We start from the raw sequence: 20,168 nt of genomic DNA on the forward strand, positions 1-20,168 counted from the left end.
GGTTATGAGCAGTGGCGGCACACTAATAGAACGATTTGTCGCCCAAGAGTTGGACGACAGCGTTCGCTCTATTTTGAAAGATGCCTTTGATGAGCGGATGTGCTCAAAGAGCGTTCTGCTCAGGGAGTTCGAGTTTAATTGCTTTGACGTTTCTTTGGACTTTGAAAAAGGCATCGTCACATTGCAAGATGTTCTTTCCGCTGGAGAGAGTAGCTTTCTTGATATACCGATACGTGATTTTATCTCTGCTTGCGGTTTGAATGTCTCTTGTTAATTCTGAAACATACATAAAATTGGAGTCGAAAGCAGCCCGTGCGACGCTCGCCGCCGGCACATGTTGTGGTCCGCGACAATCACGAACACCGGTATGAGCGAGTGGTTAGGGTAAGGGGGCGGATTTATTTGTTTTCGGAGTAAAGAAGCGCGATCTGCGACTTTCGATTTTAACTTGAATCGTATCGGTGATTAATATGGCTGATGAAAAGAAATCTGATTGGGTCAGTCGAGGGAAAACAATTAAGCAACTCGTGAAGGAACTGCAGTCGTTCGAAAATCAAGAACTGCAAGTTGAGATATCAACGGACGATGGTGCGACCCAAAAACCGATTAGCTTGGTTGTAAAATTTGGCAATACATGTGTTCTAATAAATTGTGAATAGGAGATGTGTTTCGCATAGGTTCAGGGGCTACCGCTAGCAGCATTGGCTCGGTCGTATTGAACGCAAAGTGAACGGATTTATTTGTTTGGCATCGGTGAAATGACCGGAAAATAAATCTGTCCCGAATGGCACTTACTTAACATGTTTTGCGTGCCCATTTTTCCTGACATCTGCCCTTGCTGACCGACGCGGTTTGGTCAGCAAGGGGTAGGCTTGAGGTCTTCGTTTTATGGCTCGCGGCTCGATACGACCAGGTCGGTTTCCAACGCGCCTTTGAGCGATCAGCGTCAATAAATTTGACAGGTCATCCTCTTCTTCAAGGCGGCCGTATTGTCGCATGGCCAGCCATAACTGAAGGCTGTGTTTGAAACTCAGTTCGCGAGGTAAGCAGTCAGCTAATAAAGCCGATTGCGCCATGAGCATTCGGATCAGATTGTGTGCCAACAGATAGACCCATAACTCCTTGACTGCCATGCCTGGGGTTTTGCAGCTTAACTTTCCAAGTCCCAGCGTAGCTTTGAGATTGCGTAAATCTAACTCGACATGCCATCGCCCCTTGTACAGCGATTTGAGGGCTGTTTTGGGTGTCTGCTTCGGGCAATGCAACGTGGTCACCAACGTCTTTCCGCCAGCCTTCAGCTCTCGCACTGTCAGCCTTCAGGCGCCTGTTCGTAATGCGACTGACTCATCCAAGGCGGCCTTCTTTCGGGCTTTTTCAACTCGATCAGATGATCTTCCGAACCGAGACTTTGCCCCAAGCGAAAGTCCGTGCTGCGCCGTCGAGCACCGTATTGTTCGAACACGCCATCGATACCTCTTCGTTGCAACTCGCACAGCAAGAAATAGGTAGCGTAGTAAGCGTCGCCTAACAAAATGTCACCTGTTTTCAACGTGTCGAGCATTGATCTGAGCAGCGTCTGTTCATCGCCGCCCTTGCCTCGGAAACGCCCAAGGGCAGCATCTAAAACGGCGCCGCTGGAGAGGCAAACGATGCCAACCACTCGACACAGCGGAAAACCAAGACCGACTTTCTGACCGCGAGACTGCGGATAGGCACCCTGATTGGCTGCGGTGTCGGGCATGCTGACCGTCGTACCGTCCACAAGGCGTACAGGCCGTCCCATCCAGCGCCACGACGAGGGTGCTTTTTCACTTATCGAAGCACCGGTGTGCCTGACCAGCGTGGAAACCATCTCAACAGGCAGCCGCTCTCTGGCTTTACAGTAGGCGCCCGTGCGAGTGCTATTGGGCTTCATGCCGCCACAAGACCGTTTGATGGACAAGTCGTTGACGGCGTTCTGGCAGGAACGGTCGGCACTCATCGCTTGAGCCAGGAACATAGACAGCGTTTCAGTCGGCGGAAACAGACGCTCCCGATATTCTGGCAGTGCAGACTCGACGCGCTGTAACAGTTCGGGAGCGGTGAGAAGATTAAAAAACGCATAGGCATCACAGTTCGAAGCGTGTCGATGGAAACGTTGCTGTTGATGCTGGAGAATTTGACGTCTACGATTCATTGGGGCTGTGTCCTTGGTTCGTCGGTGTGTGTTCGCAACTATCACCGTAGACCAAGACCAGCCCTTCTTCATTTTTTGCTTTTAGCTCAACTGGTTAGCTGCTAAGTAAGTGCCATTCAAATCTGTCCCCTTTTTGTTAAAAAAATAGGTGTTAAGGTTGTGAGTAGTATTGAGCAGCTTTTTTTCTTACGGCGCAAGCAAAGGAGGTTTGTAGTTATGGCGGATTCTGCAATGATTATTTCTTCAGCGCTATTGACGGTAGAAGAGTTTCAGGTGTTTATATATAGCAACGGAGGGTCTGTTAAATTTGGCGAATTCCCTCGAGGAGCGATAAGTGAAGGCGAGTCAGATATATGGTTGGCAATGTTGCCAAAAGATGTTTGTGAGGGTTTTTATGATGCGGAGGATATTCTTGAGTGGGAGGGTGTTCTAGGTGCAACTCCACAGACACTCATTGAAATGAGATTGGACCATACTCGGAGGTCTAGATTAATGTATCTGAACGTTTTCTTGAATTTTGGTAAGCGTTGGAATTGTATCTTGCACGATGTCGACGACTCAATTTTGTCCTGTGGTTTGGTTTGGGATAAGTATGGAGATATATTACGTTAACCTTCGGGAGCCATGGTGCGGACTTACTTGTTTGGCTGGAGAAAAGGGGACAGATTTATTTATTTTGCTGTGTGCCCGGAAAATAAATCTGTCCCCTTTTATTGGGATCCGAAGAATCCTGGCCAATGGTTGACCAAAACATCTAATAAATTGAAGAATTCGATGTTCCCTTCCACTTGGGATAAGGCACGATTGATAAATGAAATTGATGGCGCATGGAATAGTCCTGATAAGGTTGTAACAGGAACCATATGGCGGTCGACAACCCCATCTGGGGTTGAGGTCGAGGGATATGTTTCTCCAAGGACAACTATCTATCCAATTTATAGACCTTGACGAGAGGCAGGCACATGGAACTGAAGTATTACTATATTCCCGGAGGAATTCACCCTATTGCTGGGACAGTGCTTTACAGGGCCGCGTTGGTTTCTTCTGGAGAGAATGCTGAGCGGTATGAGCTCTATATTTGCACTGTTCTTAACGCGATTGCTCAGACACAAGGGGATTGTGATCGACTACTAGATTGCATAACTTCGATCGAAGATGGTTCCGAATCATCAGAGGTCGGGGGGGGCAATGATGTTGAGCTGACCATGGACGCTACAGGTGTCCAGGTCGACATCCTGATCAACGACGACTGGGTTGGACAGCCCGAAGGTAAATTTACCCTGCAAGAGTGGCGTCAGGTTCTGGAGCAGTGGAAGCTTTTCTTGGGGCTGCCAGAATCGGCAGAAACGGTAGTTATGTTCAAATTACCGTAAGCCCCTCAGATCTTGTGCCTATCAGGAAAACGGGCAACCCTAAGGTCGTCCGTTTTCTTCACTGTTCCATCCTGAAAATGGATCAGAAGGCGTAAATCTTATTCAGAACGGGACAGAGGGAGCAGGATTCAAAGCCTTTTTGCCCCGGATCGTGATTGGCACAACGACTTCTTGAATTGATATCCCCCTCTTTATGCCCAAGGATCGGACATGTTTTCCAAATTAGCGTTGATGTTTTTAGCCCTGTCACTTTCTGCCTGCGGACCTTCTCGTTCAGTATGGATCGATAGCGCCAACAACCTGGTAGGGCAACCAATACCCGACCTCGAAAACAGCCCTTGCGATGTTCGCTGTCGACTCATGTTGTGGTCCCCGAACAATCACGAACGCCGCTACCAGCGAGTGGTCGAGGGTGACGGCAATCGTTACTACTTCAACTGGCTATTCGATTGCAGCTACTCGGTGTACACCACGGCCGATGGAGTGATCCGGTCGTGGCGTTTCGAGACTCTGCGGCCTGAAAGTTGTTATGTGTTCTAGCTCACTATCCCCCATGGCAGCAGCTGGATGACGTCTTGTCGTCGTATTTGTCGTGGTGCTGCACCCATTCCATGATTTCCTCTTCGTTACGGCCCTTGGGCATGAGGTCGAGGTAGTTATAGGCCCCTACCAACATGTCTAGGCCACGAGCATAAGTGGAATAGGTGTGGAAGATTTCTCCCGCTTCATTGCGATAAAACACGCTGAGGCCGGGGAGTTCTTCTTCGGCGCCGTCGGATTTTTCGTAGTTGTAGGTAGCTTTACCGGCAGCGACGTCTTCGGCTCGGGCGGTGACGCCGAAGTCGTAGTTGAAATCGCAACCTTCTGACGACACCCAGTCGAATTTCCAGCCCATGCGCCGTTTGAAGGCCTGGAATTCGGCAAACGGTGCGTGAGAAACCGCCACCACGGCGACGTCATGGTGGGCCAGATGCTGGTTGGCGCCGTCGATGTGGTCGGACAGGAACGAGCAGCCGGGGCAGCCTTCGTCCCATCCGGCGGCGAACATGAAGTGGTAGATGACCAATTGGCTGCGGCCGCCGAACAGGTCGGCGAGTTTCAGTTCGCCGTTGGGGCCTTGGAAGTGGTAGTCCTTGTCGATTTTCACCCAAGGCAGGGCGCGGCGTTCGGCGCTGAGTTTGTCTCGTTCTTTGGTGAAGGCTTTTTCGTGGGCCAGGTGTTGTTTGCGGGCGGCGAGCCATTCTTCGCGGGACACGACGGGATGATTCTGAACGTTCATCAGGTTTCTCCTTCGCAATGCTGGGAGGTGTCTTACAGAGCCTAGTCGTTTGACCTGCGTCCAAATCGACATGCCGTCGGTCGTTAGCCGCAAAAAACTCGGCTGAACGGCTGCGTGCGGTGTCGGTCACAACTTAAGAAGGCCATCTCACTCACAGGCTTTGGAGGTTGAATCAGGATGACAACTTACAACTGGGATTTGATTGAACGCTTGCTGCACGAAGTGCAACACGGTGAGTCCAGTTTCACGCCGCGCCCGTATGCCGAGCAGTACGCTGCGGAGAAAGCGGCGGAAGGCGAGCAGACTGAAAACCTCGATCACCTCAAGGCTGTGGCCGGCGAGTACGAAAAATTACTGCTGGCGCGCGGTTATATCGAGCCTCGGCCCGTGGAACAGGGTGGCACCGGCTCCAATTACATTTTGACGGCTCGGGGCTCGAGTTTGTTGAGCCTGATCGACAGCAGCATTCCGGGTAATGACCATCCGCGGCAGGTATTGGACGAGCAGGAAGATGCGCTGGATGAGGTGACGTTTGATGAGGTGGCGTCGAAGGCGCAGATTGCCTGAACACCACCGATAACTAATGTGGGAGTGAGCAGGCTCACTCCCACATTTTGATTTGTGTTGGGCCTAACCTTTCTGAGCGGCTTTGAGGCATTTCAAATCGTTGAAGTCCTTGCGCACCCCTTCAATCTTTTTCAGCAGCCGCTGGCGCTGAGCCGGTGTACTCTCAGCCATCAAATCCACAAACAAGCTTCGCGCCTGCGCTTCGGTATTGGCGTAGGCCTGACGGTACGCCGTCGTCCACAAACTCTCGCGATTCACCAGAAGTGTCTCGATACGCTGTGGGAATTCCGGACTCTGGCGCTGCGCAACCGCCGCGCTGAACTGCTTCTGCCAATGGACGCGGTTGGCGATCCATTGCGTGTTCTGGTCACCCAAGGCGTTCGACCAAGTGACCACCCGTTGTCGCTGAGTCGGGCTGAGCGGACCCAGCCAGTCATTCAGGCGCTTTTCCATGCGCTCGGCGCGCTGCTTGATCTGCTGATCGAGAGACGGTTTAACGTAATCCTCCTGGCGTTTTCGCTGATCCTTGGCGAAGGCGTCGTTCATTTCCGCGACTTGCTTGTCATCCAGCCCCTGTAACAACTCGATGGCCGAGGGCGTGATTTCCCGGGCGGTCTGGGCGATGGCGGCTTTGGCTTCCTGAGTACGGGTTTGCAGCGCGGCTTCGGTGACCTGATTGGTCTCGACCATGGTCTGCAAGCGGTCCAGCCAGTCGAGATAGCCCGGCAATTGCGTAGTGCAGTGCCAACTCAAGTGTTCCTTGAGGCGCTCGTTGAACCAGCCTTTTTGTTCGCCGTTCATGTCCAGGTAGTCGCTGAGCGTCCACGGAATGATCACGTCGAGATTGCGGTAGGCCAGGCCCACGCGGCTGCACGCGCCAAGGGCGAGGCTGAGGGTGATGATGACGGCGAGATACTTCAACCAGCGCGACATGGGCAAGTCCTTGCGAAGGCCTGGCTTCTTGAGGGGATTCTTATGTGAACGCAGAATGGGCCCGGCAGTTCAGCCGATCAATAGAAGGCGCGCTCGGCCTTGAGGGTGACCAACCCGTCGCATTGGCTGTTGTGCCCGGAATAGGCGGAACAGTCGCTGCCGCTGAGGCTTGAATCGCTGTAGATCAGGTTCAGGTCGACGCCCATGACCGGCCGCGAAAGTTGCACCGACCAATCGGTGAAACTGCCGATATAGCCACCGTCGACGGACGCCGGCGTGTTGAGCTGGTGGGTGGTGTATTTCATGCTGACTCCGATGCCGAACGGCTGATTGCCGCCCAGGTCGGCGAAGACGGTGCTGTTCTGTTTGTCCGGGTCGTTGCTGAACGCTGCGCCGAAACGGCTGCCGAGAAAGGTCAGGCCACCGAACAGCTCCTGGCTGTCGAGGGTGTCTACTTTCGGATAGCTGTAGCGGATCATGCCGACTTCGTAGCCGAGGGTATTATCGAAAGGCTGTTTAAAGCCCATGTAGGAGTCGACTTCCAGGTTGGCGCCGGGCGACAGACCCATGCTTGGTGCCCATTGGCCCACATAAAAGCCGCTGTCATGACTCAGGTCGAGACCACCGTGAAACGAACCGGTGCTGGAAGGTTTGACCAGCCCTTGGGCCATGCTGCGGCTGGGGGTGGTGCCGAGTTTGAGGTCGAAGTCGCCCAGTTCACGCTGAAAGATTTGCGCATTGGCGAATGAACACGACAGCAGGCTGCCGAGCAATAAATAGGAGGGTTTGAGCATGCGTCACTCCATGACCGCGAGGAGCAGGAACGAAAACCTACTGAAACGCTTGATCTAGACGTGTGCAAGCATACCGGCGAATGCTCGGCATTGAAGGCCGTTCGTCGATTTTTGAAATATGGGTGTGTTTGGCGGGGTGTTGCGGGGAGGTTCCAGTCCAAGCGCTTCGAAGCTCAAAGCGCTTACGGACCAGGTGACGCGGCGGATCTTTGGGGGAGTGTTACTTCTTGCCCAAAGTGATCTGCTTGGACGGGCCGAACGTCTGGCCGCTGACGCCTTTGGCAATTTGCTGGATCTCGCCGCCGGACTTGAGGAACGCAGCAATCTGGTTGTTGATCGATTCGCTGGTTTCAACGGCTGGAGCTGGCTTTGCTTTGCTGTTGGATGCTTTTACACGCATGGCGGCCATTAACCTGTAGAAAATTAACTTGGCCAGGCATCGTACAGGAAATACTTGACAATTGCTTGGCAAATATCCCCTCAAAATACACATCGTAGGGGCACAATTACTCACAAGTTAATATTAGAAATACGCCCCTAAGCTGCTGTTTTAACTAAGAACGACGGTAGAAACGTCAGGGCTTCTGATGGTCTGGCAGGGGTAAAAATCACCCGTTCGGCCTGACGAGCGGCCAAAAGCCTGAGGCAGGGCCTAGGAAAATTAAGGCCTTCAGAAGAATTTCTGGTGTCACCGGGCTGGCCACAGAAACGTTGCCCGCAAAAACGGGTAGAATGCCGCCCACGCAATGAGGGTATTGGAAATGGCTTTAGTCGGGCGCTACAACAGTTTGCAAGTGGTTAAACACACTAACTTCGGTTTATATCTTGACGGTGGCGCGGACGGCGAAATCCTCCTGCCTAATCGTTATATTCCCAAAGATATTCCCAGCGAAGATGAAGATTGGCTCAACGTTTTTGTTTATCTGGACAGCGATGACAAACTCATCGCAACTACCGAAACGCCGAAAGTTCAGGTCGGTGAATTCGCCAGTTTGAAAGTCGTTGAAGTCAACAGCATCGGTGTCTTCCTGGATTGGGGTCTGCCGAAGGATCTGCTGCTGCCGTACTCCGAAGAAAAGCGCCAGATGACGGCAGGCGAGTATGTCGTGGTGCACGTCTACCTCGACAAACACACCCGCCGCATCACCGCGACGGCACGCCTGGACCGCTACCTCGACAAGACCCCGGGCAACTACACCCCAGGCCAGGAAGTTGACCTTCTGGTGGCTGAAGCGACCGACATGGGCTTCAAGGCGATCATCAACAACAAGCATTGGGGCCTGATCCACAAGAACGAAATCTTCAAGTTCATGCGCGCCGGCAAGGAAGAGAAGGGCTTTATCAAGGAAGTCCGTGCCGACGGCAAGATCAGCCTGAGCCTGCAACCGGTAGGCGAAGAAGCCGCCACCAGCCTCAACTCGAAGATCCTCGCCAAGTTGCGCGAAAACAACGGCACCCTGCCGGTCAGCGACAAGAGCGACCCGACAGTGATCACCAGCCTGTTTGGTGTCAGCAAAGGCAACTTCAAGAAGGCCATCGGTGCGCTGTACAAGAACGGCCAGATCGTCATTCATGCGGATCGCATTGAACTAAGCTGACCTCGCTCCGGCCCCATCTAGAACGATTACATGGGGGTAGGTTATGAAAAAAGGGCTGTTTGCCTACGCGGGCTCCTTGCTCGCGTTTCTCGTGCTCGACGGCCTTTGGCTGGGCGTACTGATGGCGCCGACTTATCGGGCGCTGCTCGGTCCGCTGATGCTCGACCAACCGCTGCTGGCCCCAGCAGCGGTGTTCTATCTGCTCTATGTATTGGGTTGTGTGGTGTTCGTGGTGTTGCCGGCGAAGACTTGGCGACGCGCTTCGGCGCTGGGCGCGTTGTTGGGGTTGGTGGCTTACGGCACGTATGACCTGAGCAACTGGGCGACGTTAAAGGGGTGGTCGGTTCAGTTGGCGTTGATGGATATGGCGTGGGGTGCTTTTGCCACGTGTGTTGCATGTAGCGTTGGGTATTGGGCTGCGCGCAAAGTGCGATGATCTCCGTGGTTTGAGATGACGTCATCGCGAGCAGGCTCGCTCCTACAGTTGATTGTTGTCGTACGTATTTAAAGGTCGCCCCGAAGCGGCATTTTCTGGCCACTTGGTTAATAATCGACAGCCTCATTTTTCGCCCCGGCGCCGTTTGTTCAGCAAGCAGGCCGGGGCTTTGTTTTTTACTGTCGAGCCACTGCCATGTTGTGTGTTGTCGAGGTGTTCCGGTGAGCGCCACCCGGCGTAGCGCCGATGGGTTTGCCCTGCAAGTGATGATCGGGTTGTGCCTGATCTGGGGTATTCAGCAGGTGATGATCAAGTGGGCGGCGCCAGACATTGCGCCGGTCATGCAAGCGGCAGGGCGGTCGGGCATTTCCGCCTTGCTTGTAGGATTGTTGATCTGCTGGAAGGGCGGTTGGGACCAAGTCAGCAGCACCTGGCGCGGAGGCTTGCTGGCGGGTGCGCTGTTTGGCCTGGAGTTCTTTTTCATTTCCGAAGGTTTGCAACTGACCACGGCCGCGCACATGTCGGTGTTCCTTTACACCGCGCCGATTTTCACCGCGTTGGGCGTGCACTGGCTGCTGCCGAGCGAACGTCTGAGGCCCGTGCAATGGCTGGGGATTTTCCTCGCGTTCGTCGGGATCGCCATCGCGTTTGCTGGCGGCGTGTCCTGGGACAACCTCGATCATCGCATGTTGATGGGCGACGCGTTGGGCGTGCTGGCCGGTGCATCCTGGGGCGCAACCACGGTGGTGGTGCGCGCCTCGAGACTGTCGGAAGCCCCGGTTACGCTGACCCTGTTCTATCAGCTGATCGTCGGGTTCGTCGGGCTGTTGCTGATTGCGATCCTCAGCGGTCAGGTGACCCATGTCAGCCTGACTGCCGTGGCGGTGGCGAGCGTGCTGTTCCAGGGATTGGTGGTGTCGTTCTTCAGCTACCTGGCGTGGTTCTGGTTGTTGCGCCGTTATCTGGCGGCGAACCTGGCCGTGTTTTCGTTCATGACGCCGCTGTTCGGTGTCACGTTCGGCGTGGTGTTGCTGGGTGAAGCGCTGAGCCTGAACTTCGTCATCGGCGCGGTGCTGGTGCTGCTGGGCATCACGTTTGTCAGCGCTGAGCAGTGGGTGCGCCGTCGTTTGCGCAAAGCCCTTGGGCAGCAGTGACCGGACGCACAATCGCCCATGACCACGCGGCCATGGGGCGGGCGATGGAGATCGAGTCCTACCCTGGCATGCTGGCGTGTGTGATTGCCGGCTCGGGCGTGGCGCTGATGTCGGAGTCGATGTTGGCCAGCCTGCCGGGCCGCGAAAGCGTGGCGGTGCACCCGTTGGCGGAGCCGTTTGCCCACGCGACGACGTGGCTGATGTGGCGCAAAGGCATGGTCGGGGCCAACCTGAACGCGTGGATTGAGCAGCAACAAGCGGTCTATCCATCGGCGCCAGTGCAGGCTTCGGCGATTGCTTGAACTATCGGTCAGGTATTCTGATCAATTCAGTAACAGATCATTGCGGATTTGGCCGAGCATTGCGTAGGACTTCGGACTATTATCAGTGCGAAGGGGCTACAGAATTTCAGCCGCTCGGCACTACCCTGAAGGGGGCACCATGAAAGAGAAAATCCAAAACTGGCTGCACGATCTGGGTGTTGCACTCGGTCTGATCGAACCGCCTCTGCAACCTGTGCCAATTCGCACTGACGACGAACAGCGTCGACGCCAGCAGCGCCGTCGGTAAACTGCCGACACAGGGCCCGTGACGAGCGGGCTTATTGTGGTGAGCGGGCTGTTGTGGCGAGGGGATTTATCCCCGTTGGGCTGCGAAGCAGCCCCAAGACCATTCAACCGGAGTTGTATCTGGTTGACCGCGCTAGGCGATTTGCGACTGCTTCGCAGCCGGACGTGGATAAATCCCCTCGCCACAGGTTTTCGGATGCCAAATAGTCCGTAGTTGGCAGCCCGTATCAATGCCGCCCGATCTCCATCAAAAACCGACTCAAATCATTCGCCGTCCTGGCGTCCTTGAGCATCCTGTCTTCTTCCGCCGTAAACGCCGTCAACCCCAGCTCATCCTCCAGATGGAAGATCAGCTCTTCGATCTCCTGTTTATCCAATCCCAACTGCGCCAGGCTGGCGTTATCGTCGAAGTCATCCTGACCCTCCAGCAGGCGGCTGATGAAGCGATGCACGGCGGCACGAACGGCAGCTCTTTTCATGGTGGTTCTTCGAGGGCGTTATTGTTGTTGTCCCTGGGCTTGAGTACAGCAGGCTTCAGGCGTGTGAGCGCTGCCACTCGTCAATCATCGTGCGCAAATGCTCCCCGGAAAAACTGCCGAAATGCCCGCCGTGCACCGTTCGGATCGGCAACGCGTGCAAGCGTTGCAGGCTGCGAGCGTAGTCGTCGAGATTGGAATGGTAGGCGTCTTCGATCAGCGGGCCGTCGTAGATGATGTCGCCGCTGAACAGCGTCTCGGTCGCGGCTTCGTACAGGCTGATGCCGCCCGGTGAATGCCCCGGCGTGTGCAGCACTTGCAGCACGCGATTGCCCAGATCCAGCACGTCGCCTTCTTCAATCATCCCTGTGGCCGGGGCGGCTTTGACTCGATACTCGGCGTAGCACAACGGGCAGTCCGGGTGCGCCTCGAACATGTCGTCGCCGACGAACGCCCGGCTCAAATCGTTTTCGCCGTCCGGCGCGGCCAGGATCTGCGCTTCGGCCGGATGCACCAGCCGCTCCGGAAACTCGTGATGCCCGGCAATGTGGTCGAAATGGCAATGACTGGCCACGGCGACCAACGGCCGCTCAGTGATCCATGGCAGCTGTTCGCGCAGGCTCACCAGCCCGGAACCGCTGTCCAGCAGCAAGTCCTTGTCGCGGCCCTGAATGTGCCAGAGGTTGCAGCGATAGAACGGCCGGATGTAAGGCTCGTGAATCAACCGAATGCCGTCACTGAGCTGTTTGACTTCGAACCACTGATCGCGAGAAACAATCTTCATCAACAGTTTTCTCCACACGAAAAAAAACGGATGTGGCAACCGACGCCACACCCGTCGAAGAAAGCATCAAGTCGTTAGGTTCAGCTTAGGCGGCGCTGGCCACCGCTGCCGGACGAGGGGACAGCAAGCTGACCACAACGAAGCTCACCAGGCCTACGGCGAGGCTGTAGTAGATCGGAGTGTTGGCGTCCATACCGTCCTTGATCATGAACAGCAGCGCAGTGGCAAAACCCAGGCCCATGCTGGCGATAGCGCCGGCGGTGGTTGCGCGTTTCCAGAAGATTGCACCGATCAGCGGGATCAGCATGCCGCCCACCAACAGGTTGTAGGCCAGGGTCAAGGCACTGATCACATCGTTTACCACCAGCGCGATACCCAGCACCACGATGCCGGTCAGCAGGGTGAACAGGCGGTTGATACCCAGGCTTGACTGTTTTCCGCCGCGCAGTTTCGGCAGCAGGTCTTCGGTCAGGGTGGTGGCGGCGGCGAGCAGGCCGGCGCTGGCGGTGGACATCATGGCCGCCAGGGCAGCCGCAATCACCAGGCCACGGATGCCGTCCGGCAGAGACAGTTTGACGATGGCGGCGAAGGCGTTGTTGACGTTGTCCAGGTCCGGGATCAGCACATGAGCGGCCATGCCGATCAGGGCGCAAGCCAGTCCATAAAGGATGCAGTAGAGGCCTGCGAATGTACCGGCGACCTGAGCCACTTTGGCGCTCTTGACGGTGAATACACGTTGCCAGATGTCCTGGCCGATCAGGATCCCGAAGAAGTAGATCATGAAGTAGGTGATGATGGTGTCCCAGCCAATCGTGGTGAAGCTGAAGGCAGATGCCGGCAGTTTCAACACCAACTCATCCCAACCACCGACGCGGTACAGGCAGATTGGCAACAGGATGAACATCAGGCCCACGGTCTTGATCACGAACTGGACGATGTCGGTCAGAGTCAGGGACCACATGCCGCCGATCGCCGAGTAAATCACCACCACGCCACCGCCGACCAATACCGACAGCCAGAACGGCAGGTCGAACAGCACTTGCAACACGGTGCCAATGGCCAGGATCGAGACCACGCCGATCATCAGCGCATACGCCAGCATGATCACCGCGCTCGCGGTGCGGGCCATCGGGTTGTAGCGTTTTTCCAGCACCTGGGTAACGGTGTAGATTTTCAGTTTCAGCAGCGGTTTGGCGAGAAACAGGTTCAACGCCACGATCCCGCACCCCAGTGCGGCGCAGAGCCAGAAACCGGAGATGCCATGGACGTAGCCCAGGCGCACGGTGCCCACAGTGGACGCGCCGCCCAGAACGGTAGCGGCCATGGTGCCCATGTACAGGCTCGGGCCGAGGTTACGACCGGCGACCAAAAAGTCTTCGTTGGTCTTGGCCTTGCGCATGCCGTAGTAGCCGAGTATCAGCATCGCGGCGGCGTAGATGAGTACGACGAATAAATCCAAAGCCATGATGGCGTGTCTCCGATTGTCTTTTTTATGGTGAGGCTGAAAAGCAATGTGGCAATCAGTCCGCTTTTTGTGGCGAGGGAGCTTGCTCCCGCTGGGCTGCGAAGCAGCCCCAAATCCGGTAACCGCGTTTCTTCAGGAGAAACACCATTAGCCTGTTTTGCGACTGCTGCGCAGTCGAGCGGGAGCAAGCTCCCTCGCCACAGAGGTTCCGTTGACCACCGTTTGTGTCGAATCAGGCGGCTTGTCGCATCGCCGGTTTTCCGAGCGAATCCGTGCCTTTGCTGCGTGCATCATTCGGCCCGAACACCGCGGCCGGTTCCGGGAACAGGCTGAGCAGCGTGAGGTACACCAGCGAGGCCAGGCCGAGGGTGACCGGCAGGCTGATGTCGATGCCGCCGGCCAGATCACCCAGCACACCCACAAACTGCCCCGGCAGGTTCACGAAGCACAGACCCACCAGTGCACTCGGGATCCAGGCACCCAGGCCACGCCAGTTCCAGCCATGGGTGAACCAGTAGCGGCCGCCTTTCTCGCCGCGGGTGAACACTTGCAGGTCATCCGGGCAGTAGAAGCCGCGGCGCACCAGCAGACCGATGATCATGATCACCATCCACGGGGTGGTGCAGGTGATGATCAGCACGGCGAAGGTCGACACGCTCTGCACCAGGTTCGCCGCAAAGCGCCCGATGAAGATGAAGGCAATCGACATCACACCGATCAGCAACGTCGCCTTGACCCGCGACAGCACCCGTGGGAACACGCTGGACATGTCCAGCCCGGTGCCATACAGCGAAGTAGTGCCGGTGGACATGCCGCCGATCACTGCGATCAGGCACACCGGCAGGAAGAACCAGCTCGGCGAAACCGCGAGCAGACCGCCGACGTAGTTGTTGGCCGCGATGTAGTCCGGTGCCTTGATCGCAACGATGGTGGCGGTGGCGAGACCGAACAGGAACGGAATGAAAGTCGCGATCTGCGAGATCACCACGGCGGCCATGATCCGGCGCTTGGAAGTGTCCCGCGGGATGTAGCGCGACCAGTCACCGAGGAACGCACCGAAGGAAATCGGGTTGCTCATGGCCACCAGTGCAGCACCGATGAACGCTGCCCAGAAACCCGGTTGCCCCATGCTGACGGTGCCGGCGTAGTTCACATCAAAAGGCCCGGCAAAGGCGAAGATGCCCAGCAGGAACAGCAGGCTGGCGCTCCACACGGCGATCTTGTTGACCCACAGCAGGAAGCGGAAGCCATAGATGCAAACCGTCAGCACCAGAATCGCGAACAGACCGTAGGCCAGGCCCAGGGTCAGGTCGGTTTCCGGCAGACCAATCAGGCGTTTCGCACCACCAATCAGCGCATCACCCGAACTCCATACCGAGAGCGAGAAGAAGGCGATGGCGGTCAGCAGTGACAGGAACGAACCGACGATCCGCCCGTGCACGCCGAAGTGCGCACCGGAAGACACGGCGTTGTTGGTGCCATTGATCGGGCCGAACAGGCCCATGGGTGCGAGGATCAGCGAGCCCAGCAGCACGCCCAGCACAATCGCCCAGACGCCCGCCTGAAAAGACAGGCCGAACAGCACCGGGAAACTGCCGAGCACGGCGGTGGCAAAAGTGTTGGAACCGCCGAAGATCATCCGGAACAAGTCCGTCGGGCCTGCGGTGCGTTCGTTGTCCGGGATCTGTTCGACCCCGTAGGTTTCGATGTGCGTAAGGCTTTGGTCTTTGTTGTTGTTATTCATGATCAGCTCCGATCATAAAGGCGCGCTCATCGTGTGTGAGCGTCACCTGTTTGGCTAAGGGGGTGGCAGCCCTTCCGGCATTGCGGACAAATGTTCGTGGCAGGCCAGCCATAGGCCTTGTTGTTGTCGGCGAAACACAATCGTCTCGCGCTCCTGGCTGAAGTGTTGCTCCCCTTGCATGCGCAGCTCGGTGGCCACGTCATGGATGAAAATCGCCATGTCACCCTGCAGGCTGACGAAGGCGTTGCTCGAGGTGCACGCAAGCACCTCGAAGCCATCCTCGGCGCGCCAGGTGTCCCACAACGCCTGATAGGCGTCGCGCGACAGCAGGGGCTGCTCGAGGGTGTAGAACACGAAGCTGGCGTCGGCGCTGAACGCGCCGAAGTAGGCTTCGCGATCGTTACGGGCAAAGGCCGTCACCAGATCGGCGGCGGCTTTCAACACCTGATCACGTTCGTTCATGACCGATCCTCAGCGGTGGGCCACGCCAGGCAGTACGCAGAGCATTTCGTACAGCAAGTTGGCGGCCAGCAGCGAGGTGTTGCCGGTGGTGTCGTAAGCGGGCGAGACTTCTACCAGATCGCAGCCGATCAGGTCGAGGCCTTGGCAGCCGCGAATGATCTCAATCGCCTGAATGGTCGTCAGACCACCGATTTCCGGGGTGCCGGTACCTGGCGCCCACGCAGGGTCGATGCCGTCGATGTCAAACGTCAGGTACACCGGACCGCCGCCGACTTTCTCGCGGACTTCAGCCATCAGCGGTGCCAGGGATTTGTGCCAGCACTCTTCGGCCTGAACCACACGGAAGCCTTGCTTACGGCTCCAGTTGAAGTCTTCGGAGGTGTAACCCTGAGCGCGCAAGCCGATTTGCACCACGCGATCGCAGTCGATCAGGCCTTCTTCGGCCGCGCGACGGAAGGTGGTGCCGTGGGCGACTTTCTCGCCAAACATGTGATCGTTCACATCGGCGTGAGCGTCGATGTGCACCAGGCCGACCTTGCCGTGCTTCTTGTGAATGGCACGCAGGATCGGCAGGGTGATGGTGTGGTCGCCGCCCAGGGTCAGGGGGATCACGTTGTGTTCGAGGATGGCGTCGTAGGATTCTTCGATGATCCGCACGGCGTCCAGCAGGTTAAACGTGTTGATCGCCACGTCGCCGATGTCGGCCACCGACAGCGAGTCAAACGGCGCAGCGCCGGTCGCCATGTTGTACGGGCGGATCATCACCGATTCAGCGCGGATTTCGCGAGGTCCGAAACGGGTGCCGGGGCGCAGCGAGGTGCCGATGTCCAGCGGGACGCCGACGAAGGCAGCATCCAGACCGGCAGCGGTAGGCAAATGGGGGAGTCGCATCATGGTGGCGATGCCGCCGAAGCGCGGCATTTCATTGCCGCCCAGTGGTTGGTGAAGAATCTTGTCCACGGGTAAGGCCTCATCGTCGTTGTTTTATTTATGTCGGTTGCGCCGCTCCGGGGAGGTACGGGCACCGTTGGGGGCCGATTCTGCGAAATGTAGTGCACGGGAAGAATCGCTACGGGCAAATACTTAGTTCAGATTTTTCTAAACTAATGGCTGACGTGCCGATAGACTGGCGCTGCTTTATTTCGCAACTGACACTTGGCCTTGTAGCAGCTGTCGAGCACCGCGAGGCAGCGTTCGGCTGCGCAGCAGTCGTCAAATCAGGCAACGCGGTGCTTCAGAAAAAACCTCGCGCTCAGGTTTTACGACTGCTGCGCAGCCGAACGCAGCCTCGCGGGCTCGGCAGCTGCTACAGGCCTCATCGTCTACATGTGCTTTTGCTGGAGCCCCCCATGGCCAACGCTTTACCCGACCTGAAACTGTTACGCATCTTCGTCAGCGTGGTGCGTCATCAGGGGTTCGCCAATGCCCAGCAAGAGCTCAACCTCTCGACCTCGGCGATCAGCACTTACATGAGCCAGCTCGAAGCCGCCCTCGGCCTGGTGCTCTGCCATCGCGGTCGCGGTGGTTTCAGCCTGACGAGCAAGGGCGAGCTGTTCCATCAGGAAACCCTGCGTCTGTTGGGCGAGCTTGAAGGCTTCGAACAATATGCAGCGGCGTTGAAGGGCGAGCTGCGCGGCACCCTCAACCTTGGGGTGATCGACTCCACCGTCAGCGATAAGGCCTTGCCCTTCGCCGAAGCCATCGGCGCCTACAGCCAGGAACACCCGGCCGTGCATTTGCACCTGTCGGTCATGAGCCCCTACGAACTGCAGCTCGGCGTGCAGGACAACCGTCTCGACCTGGCCATCGGCGCGTTCTCCACGCGCATGAGCGGTCTGGTCTACATGCCGCTGTACCGCGAACAACACTGGCTGTATTGCAGCAGTCGTCATCCGCTGTTCACCGAACGGCGCATCCCCGAGCAAGTCATCACCCAGCAGCGCATGGTGGGCCGTGGTTACTGGAGCCAGGCCGAGCTAGCGCGTCACGGCTTCAAACACAGCGCCGCCACTGTGGAAAGTATGGAGGCGCAGCTGATTCTGGTGCTCTCCGGCGCCTACATCGGCTACCTGCCGGAGCACTACGCCCAGGCTTGGGCGGACAAGGGCGATTTGCGCGTCCTGCTGCCCGCCACCTTCGGCTATCAGGCACCGTTCTCGATGATCGTGCGCCGTGGCCGCAGTCGCGAGCCGCTGATCCAGACCTTCCGCGATCTGCTCAAAGCACAACTGAACCAGGCCTGAGAACATGTCCAGAATCCAGTGTCCACGTTGCCTGCGCCCACAAACCCATTGCCTGTGCCCGTTGATCCCGAGCCTCGACAGCCGCACCCGGGTGTTGCTATTGCAGCATCCGAGCGAAGTGAACCATGCGCTGAACACGGCGCGACTGGCCGCGTTGGGCTTGAAGAATGCCGAGTTGATTGTCGGCGAGGTGTTCGAGGATTTGCCGGTGCTGCTGAATCCTCCGGGGTATCAAGCGCGGTTGTTGTTTCCGGCCGACGATGCGCAGCCGTTGCAGGCGTACACCTCGAATGACGAGCCACTGTTGCTGGTCGTCCCGGACGGTACCTGGCGCAAGGCGCGCAAGATGTTGCACCTCAATCCATTGCTGGCGGCGCTGCCGAGGGTGACGTTGGCGGAGGGCGGCGTGTCTCGCTATCGACTGCGCAAAGCCCCCGGGCCGGGAGCGTTGTCGACGGTGGAAGCGATTGTTCAAGCGTTGCAGACGCTGGAAGCGCCGAGCTCTTTTGAACCTTTGTTGAAACCGTTCGAGGCGTTGATCGAGGGGCAGATTGCGGCGATGGGAGAAGAGACCTTTTTGCGTAACCATGGGCCAAAATAGTGGGTGACAGAGGGGGCTCTTCGCGGGCAAGCCTCGCTCCTACAGGATTGAGGTGTGCCGATGTTTTGTGAACGACATCAACCCCGTAGGAGCGAGGCTTGCCCGCGAAGACGGCAGCACAATCACCAACTAACCCGGCAAGAAACTACCGTTCCCGCATCGCCTCGGTCCTGGCTTTCAACACCGGTTTCAACAGGTAATCCAACACGCTTTTCTCGCCCGTAATGATGTCCACCGTCGCCACCATCCCCGGAATAATCAGCAACGGTTTCACATCCCCGCCCAAGTGATTCTTGTCGGTCCTCACCTGAATCAGATAAAAGCTGTTGCCCTTGTCATCGGTAATCGTGTCCGCACCAATCAACTCCAGCTTGGCAGTCAGCCCGCCATAAATCGTGTAGTCGTACGCACTGAACTTGACCATCGCTTTCTGCCCCGGATGCAGAAACGCCACGTCCTGCGGCCGCACCTTGGCTTCGATCAGCAAGTTGTCTTCAATGGGGACGATCTCCACCATGTCGCTGCCGGGCTGGACCACGCCGCCGATGGTATTGACCTTCAGCACTTTGATAATCCCGTGCACCGGCGACACCACGGTGGTGCGGGTCACACGGTCATCGATGGCAATGCTCGACGCTGTGATTTTCGACAGGTCGGTGCGTTTCTCATTCAGCTCTTTCGCCGCGTCCGAGCGGAAGGATTGTTCCGATTCATCAATCTTGCTTTTGATCTCGTTGATCGCCGATTCCGCCCGAGGAATTGCCAGTGTCGTGGCGTTCAGCGAGCCGCGAATCTCCACGGCGCTGCGTTTGAGCCGCAGGATTTCCACCGGTGAAACCGCCCCGGTGCCCACCAGCGGTGCGGACATGTTCATCTCTTGTTGCAGTAAGGCCAGGCTCGAACTGAACTGCCCCTGCTTGGAGCGGAATTCCGCCAGTTCCTGGGTTTTCTGCCGAAGTTGTTCACTCAGCGTCCGTTGCTCACTGGCCAATCGGCGCTGGCGTTGTTCATACAGCGAGCGCTCGTCCTCGGCCACTTGCGGTGCCTTGGCGATGACCTCAGGCGACAGCTTGAATGGCCGGCCTTCCGCTTCAGCCGACAGACGTTCGACCTGCGCGGTCAAGGCATAACGATCCGCTTCGCTCTCGCCCTTGTTCGACAGAAAGCGCGTGTCATCCAGGCGCAGCAAGGTGTCGCCCTTGTTCACCATTTGCCCTTCGCGCACAAAGATCTCGGTGACGATGCCGCCCTCAAGGTTCTGGATCACCTGGACCTTGCTCGACGGGATCGCCTTGCCTTCGCCCATGGTGACTTCTTGCAGCACCGCAAACTTGGCCCAGACCAGTGCCGTAATCAGCAAGGCTGCGGCCAGCCACACGGTGATTCGCGACCAGCGCGGAGAATCCTGCAGCGAGGCGCCGGCGGTTTCCGGCATGAATTCGCTCTCGGCGGTTTTGCCGAAGCTGCCGAAGTAGCCCCGGTCTTGTGGCGTGTCGGATGATGAACGGGCCATG

General features: G+C 57.1%; 23 protein-coding genes and 2 pseudogenes. 13 read left to right on the forward strand and 12 right to left on the reverse strand.

The genetic code is table 11. The annotated features are described in order from the left end of the window. Positions 1-4 precede the first annotated feature (4 nt). Positions 5-274: a hypothetical protein gene (locus ACA068_RS08345; protein WP_054916221.1), complete on the forward strand. Its 270-nt coding sequence runs from the start codon at positions 5-7 to the stop codon at positions 272-274. A 517-nt stretch (positions 275-791) separates the two neighbouring features. Here ACA068_RS08345 and ACA068_RS08350 read toward each other — a convergent pair. Beyond that, a pseudogene (locus ACA068_RS08350) lies at positions 792-2,176 on the reverse strand (IS4 family transposase). A gap of 216 nt (positions 2,177-2,392) precedes the next feature. On the opposite strand from ACA068_RS08350, the gene ACA068_RS08355 reads away from it, so the two are divergent. The 4 genes from ACA068_RS08355 (at position 2,393) to ACA068_RS08370 (ending at position 4,089) form a co-directional block, all read left to right on the forward strand. Next, the gene (locus ACA068_RS08355; RefSeq protein WP_497309062.1) at positions 2,393-2,788 is read left to right on the forward strand and encodes a hypothetical protein; all 396 of its coding nucleotides are present in this window, start codon (positions 2,393-2,395) and stop codon (positions 2,786-2,788) included. Between the two features lie 12 nt (positions 2,789-2,800). After that, positions 2,801-3,124, forward strand: a complete 324-nt coding sequence (locus tag ACA068_RS08360) for an EndoU domain-containing protein (RefSeq protein ID WP_497309064.1) — start codon at positions 2,801-2,803, stop codon at positions 3,122-3,124. Between the two features lie 14 nt (positions 3,125-3,138). Next, the gene (locus tag ACA068_RS08365; RefSeq protein ID WP_497309066.1) at positions 3,139-3,549 is read left to right on the forward strand and encodes a hypothetical protein; all 411 of its coding nucleotides are present in this window, start codon (positions 3,139-3,141) and stop codon (positions 3,547-3,549) included. A 360-nt stretch (positions 3,550-3,909) separates the two neighbouring features. Then, positions 3,910-4,089, forward strand: coding sequence for a hypothetical protein (locus ACA068_RS08370; RefSeq protein WP_497309068.1), 180 nt, complete (start codon positions 3,910-3,912; stop codon positions 4,087-4,089). A gap of 4 nt (positions 4,090-4,093) precedes the next feature. Here ACA068_RS08370 and ACA068_RS08375 read toward each other — a convergent pair whose 3' ends face one another. Continuing rightward, the gene (locus tag ACA068_RS08375) at positions 4,094-4,828 is read right to left on the reverse strand and encodes a DUF899 domain-containing protein (RefSeq protein WP_497309070.1); all 735 of its coding nucleotides are present in this window, start codon (positions 4,826-4,828) and stop codon (positions 4,094-4,096) included. A gap of 177 nt (positions 4,829-5,005) precedes the next feature. Between ACA068_RS08375 and ACA068_RS08380 the strand changes: the two genes are divergently transcribed. Continuing rightward, a complete protein-coding gene (locus tag ACA068_RS08380; RefSeq protein WP_497309072.1) occupies positions 5,006-5,395 on the forward strand; it encodes a transcriptional regulator in 390 nt (129 codons plus the stop codon). Positions 5,396-5,458: 63 nt separating this feature from the next. Here the strand turns inward: ACA068_RS08380 and ACA068_RS08385 are convergent, their stop codons facing one another. The 3 genes from ACA068_RS08385 to ACA068_RS08395 form a co-directional block, all read right to left on the reverse strand. Next, a complete protein-coding gene (locus tag ACA068_RS08385; RefSeq protein ID WP_497309074.1) occupies positions 5,459-6,328 on the reverse strand; it encodes a DUF6279 family lipoprotein in 870 nt (289 codons plus the stop codon). A gap of 77 nt (positions 6,329-6,405) precedes the next feature. Beyond that, on the reverse strand, positions 6,406-7,122 hold the full coding sequence (locus ACA068_RS08390; protein WP_497309075.1) for a TorF family putative porin: 717 nt from the start codon (positions 7,120-7,122) through the stop codon (positions 6,406-6,408). A 220-nt stretch (positions 7,123-7,342) separates the two neighbouring features. Continuing rightward, the gene (locus ACA068_RS08395) at positions 7,343-7,531 is read right to left on the reverse strand and encodes a PFL_1563 family small protein (protein ID WP_017337097.1); all 189 of its coding nucleotides are present in this window, start codon (positions 7,529-7,531) and stop codon (positions 7,343-7,345) included. A gap of 352 nt (positions 7,532-7,883) precedes the next feature. Between ACA068_RS08395 and ACA068_RS08400 the strand changes: the two genes are divergently transcribed. From ACA068_RS08400 to ACA068_RS08420, 5 genes and pseudogenes are all read left to right on the forward strand, one after another. Beyond that, the gene (locus ACA068_RS08400) at positions 7,884-8,720 is read left to right on the forward strand and encodes a CvfB family protein (RefSeq protein ID WP_497309076.1); all 837 of its coding nucleotides are present in this window, start codon (positions 7,884-7,886) and stop codon (positions 8,718-8,720) included. 43 nt (positions 8,721-8,763) lie between these two features. Next, positions 8,764-9,156: a DUF2177 family protein gene (locus ACA068_RS08405; protein WP_497309078.1), complete on the forward strand. Its 393-nt coding sequence runs from the start codon at positions 8,764-8,766 to the stop codon at positions 9,154-9,156. Positions 9,157-9,377: 221 nt separating this feature from the next. Further along, on the forward strand, positions 9,378-10,310 hold the full coding sequence (locus tag ACA068_RS08410; protein ID WP_497309079.1) for a DMT family transporter: 933 nt from the start codon (positions 9,378-9,380) through the stop codon (positions 10,308-10,310). Positions 10,311-10,339: 29 nt separating this feature from the next. Next, positions 10,340-10,612: pseudogene (locus ACA068_RS08415) on the forward strand (LysR substrate-binding domain-containing protein); the annotation flags it as partial. A 139-nt stretch (positions 10,613-10,751) separates the two neighbouring features. After that, the gene (locus ACA068_RS08420; protein WP_007914492.1) at positions 10,752-10,880 is read left to right on the forward strand and encodes a PA1414 family protein; all 129 of its coding nucleotides are present in this window, start codon (positions 10,752-10,754) and stop codon (positions 10,878-10,880) included. 226 nt (positions 10,881-11,106) lie between these two features. Here ACA068_RS08420 and ACA068_RS08425 read toward each other — a convergent pair whose 3' ends face one another. The 6 genes from ACA068_RS08425 to speB form a co-directional block, all read right to left on the reverse strand. Continuing rightward, entirely contained in the window at positions 11,107-11,358 is a 252-nt protein-coding gene (locus tag ACA068_RS08425; protein ID WP_497309080.1) for an acyl carrier protein, read from the reverse strand. Positions 11,359-11,413: 55 nt separating this feature from the next. Beyond that, complete coding sequence (locus tag ACA068_RS08430) at positions 11,414-12,139, reverse strand: MBL fold metallo-hydrolase (RefSeq protein WP_497309081.1); 726 nt, start codon at positions 12,137-12,139, stop codon at positions 11,414-11,416. Positions 12,140-12,224: 85 nt separating this feature from the next. Next, positions 12,225-13,604 carry a sodium:solute symporter family protein gene (locus ACA068_RS08435; protein ID WP_497309082.1) on the reverse strand — a complete coding sequence of 460 codons (1,380 nt, stop codon included), beginning with the start codon at positions 13,602-13,604 and terminating at the stop codon, positions 12,225-12,227. A gap of 232 nt (positions 13,605-13,836) precedes the next feature. Continuing rightward, complete coding sequence (locus ACA068_RS08440) at positions 13,837-15,348, reverse strand: purine-cytosine permease family protein (protein WP_497309083.1); 1,512 nt, start codon at positions 15,346-15,348, stop codon at positions 13,837-13,839. Between the two features lie 54 nt (positions 15,349-15,402). Then, a complete protein-coding gene (locus ACA068_RS08445; RefSeq protein ID WP_497309085.1) occupies positions 15,403-15,810 on the reverse strand; it encodes a YybH family protein in 408 nt (135 codons plus the stop codon). A gap of 9 nt (positions 15,811-15,819) precedes the next feature. Beyond that, entirely contained in the window at positions 15,820-16,770 is a 951-nt protein-coding gene (gene speB, locus ACA068_RS08450; protein ID WP_010462004.1) for an agmatinase, read from the reverse strand. A gap of 389 nt (positions 16,771-17,159) precedes the next feature. On the opposite strand from speB, the gene ACA068_RS08455 reads away from it, so the two are divergent. Then, the gene (locus ACA068_RS08455) at positions 17,160-18,053 is read left to right on the forward strand and encodes a LysR family transcriptional regulator (RefSeq protein WP_007945995.1); all 894 of its coding nucleotides are present in this window, start codon (positions 17,160-17,162) and stop codon (positions 18,051-18,053) included. Positions 18,054-18,057: 4 nt separating this feature from the next. Beyond that, on the forward strand, positions 18,058-18,654 hold the full coding sequence (locus ACA068_RS08460; protein WP_497309087.1) for a tRNA-uridine aminocarboxypropyltransferase: 597 nt from the start codon (positions 18,058-18,060) through the stop codon (positions 18,652-18,654). Between the two features lie 145 nt (positions 18,655-18,799). On the opposite strand, the gene ACA068_RS08465 is transcribed toward ACA068_RS08460, so the two are convergent. Then, entirely contained in the window at positions 18,800-20,167 is a 1,368-nt protein-coding gene (locus tag ACA068_RS08465) for an HlyD family type I secretion periplasmic adaptor subunit (protein ID WP_094468566.1), read from the reverse strand. Between the last annotated feature and the right edge of the window lies 1 nt (position 20,168).

The organism is Pseudomonas sp. LBUM1660 (assembly GCF_059695935.1).

Coding starts and splice junctions, on each gene's coding strand:
- ACA068_RS08345 (WP_054916221.1), top strand. CDS start 5: ATGAGCAGTGGCGGCACACTAATAGAACGATTTGTCGCCCAAGAGTTG.
- ACA068_RS08355 (WP_497309062.1), top strand. CDS start 2,393: ATGGCGGATTCTGCAATGATTATTTCTTCAGCGCTATTGACGGTAGAA.
- ACA068_RS08360 (WP_497309064.1), top strand. CDS start 2,801: ATGGTGCGGACTTACTTGTTTGGCTGGAGAAAAGGGGACAGATTTATT.
- ACA068_RS08365 (WP_497309066.1), top strand. CDS start 3,139: ATGGAACTGAAGTATTACTATATTCCCGGAGGAATTCACCCTATTGCT.
- ACA068_RS08370 (WP_497309068.1), top strand. CDS start 3,910: ATGTTGTGGTCCCCGAACAATCACGAACGCCGCTACCAGCGAGTGGTC.
- ACA068_RS08375 (WP_497309070.1), bottom strand. CDS start 4,828: ATGAACGTTCAGAATCATCCCGTCGTGTCCCGCGAAGAATGGCTCGCC.
- ACA068_RS08380 (WP_497309072.1), top strand. CDS start 5,006: ATGACAACTTACAACTGGGATTTGATTGAACGCTTGCTGCACGAAGTG.
- ACA068_RS08385 (WP_497309074.1), bottom strand. CDS start 6,328: ATGTCGCGCTGGTTGAAGTATCTCGCCGTCATCATCACCCTCAGCCTC.
- ACA068_RS08390 (WP_497309075.1), bottom strand. CDS start 7,122: ATGCTCAAACCCTCCTATTTATTGCTCGGCAGCCTGCTGTCGTGTTCA.
- ACA068_RS08395 (WP_017337097.1), bottom strand. CDS start 7,531: ATGGCCGCCATGCGTGTAAAAGCATCCAACAGCAAAGCAAAGCCAGCT.
- ACA068_RS08400 (WP_497309076.1), top strand. CDS start 7,884: ATGGCTTTAGTCGGGCGCTACAACAGTTTGCAAGTGGTTAAACACACT.
- ACA068_RS08405 (WP_497309078.1), top strand. CDS start 8,764: ATGAAAAAAGGGCTGTTTGCCTACGCGGGCTCCTTGCTCGCGTTTCTC.
- ACA068_RS08420 (WP_007914492.1), top strand. CDS start 10,752: ATGAAAGAGAAAATCCAAAACTGGCTGCACGATCTGGGTGTTGCACTC.
- ACA068_RS08425 (WP_497309080.1), bottom strand. CDS start 11,358: ATGAAAAGAGCTGCCGTTCGTGCCGCCGTGCATCGCTTCATCAGCCGC.
- ACA068_RS08430 (WP_497309081.1), bottom strand. CDS start 12,139: ATGAAGATTGTTTCTCGCGATCAGTGGTTCGAAGTCAAACAGCTCAGT.
- ACA068_RS08435 (WP_497309082.1), bottom strand. CDS start 13,604: ATGGCTTTGGATTTATTCGTCGTACTCATCTACGCCGCCGCGATGCTG.
- ACA068_RS08440 (WP_497309083.1), bottom strand. CDS start 15,348: ATGAATAACAACAACAAAGACCAAAGCCTTACGCACATCGAAACCTAC.
- ACA068_RS08445 (WP_497309085.1), bottom strand. CDS start 15,810: ATGAACGAACGTGATCAGGTGTTGAAAGCCGCCGCCGATCTGGTGACG.
- ACA068_RS08455 (WP_007945995.1), top strand. CDS start 17,160: ATGGCCAACGCTTTACCCGACCTGAAACTGTTACGCATCTTCGTCAGC.
- ACA068_RS08460 (WP_497309087.1), top strand. CDS start 18,058: ATGTCCAGAATCCAGTGTCCACGTTGCCTGCGCCCACAAACCCATTGC.
- ACA068_RS08465 (WP_094468566.1), bottom strand. CDS start 20,167: ATGGCCCGTTCATCATCCGACACGCCACAAGACCGGGGCTACTTCGGC.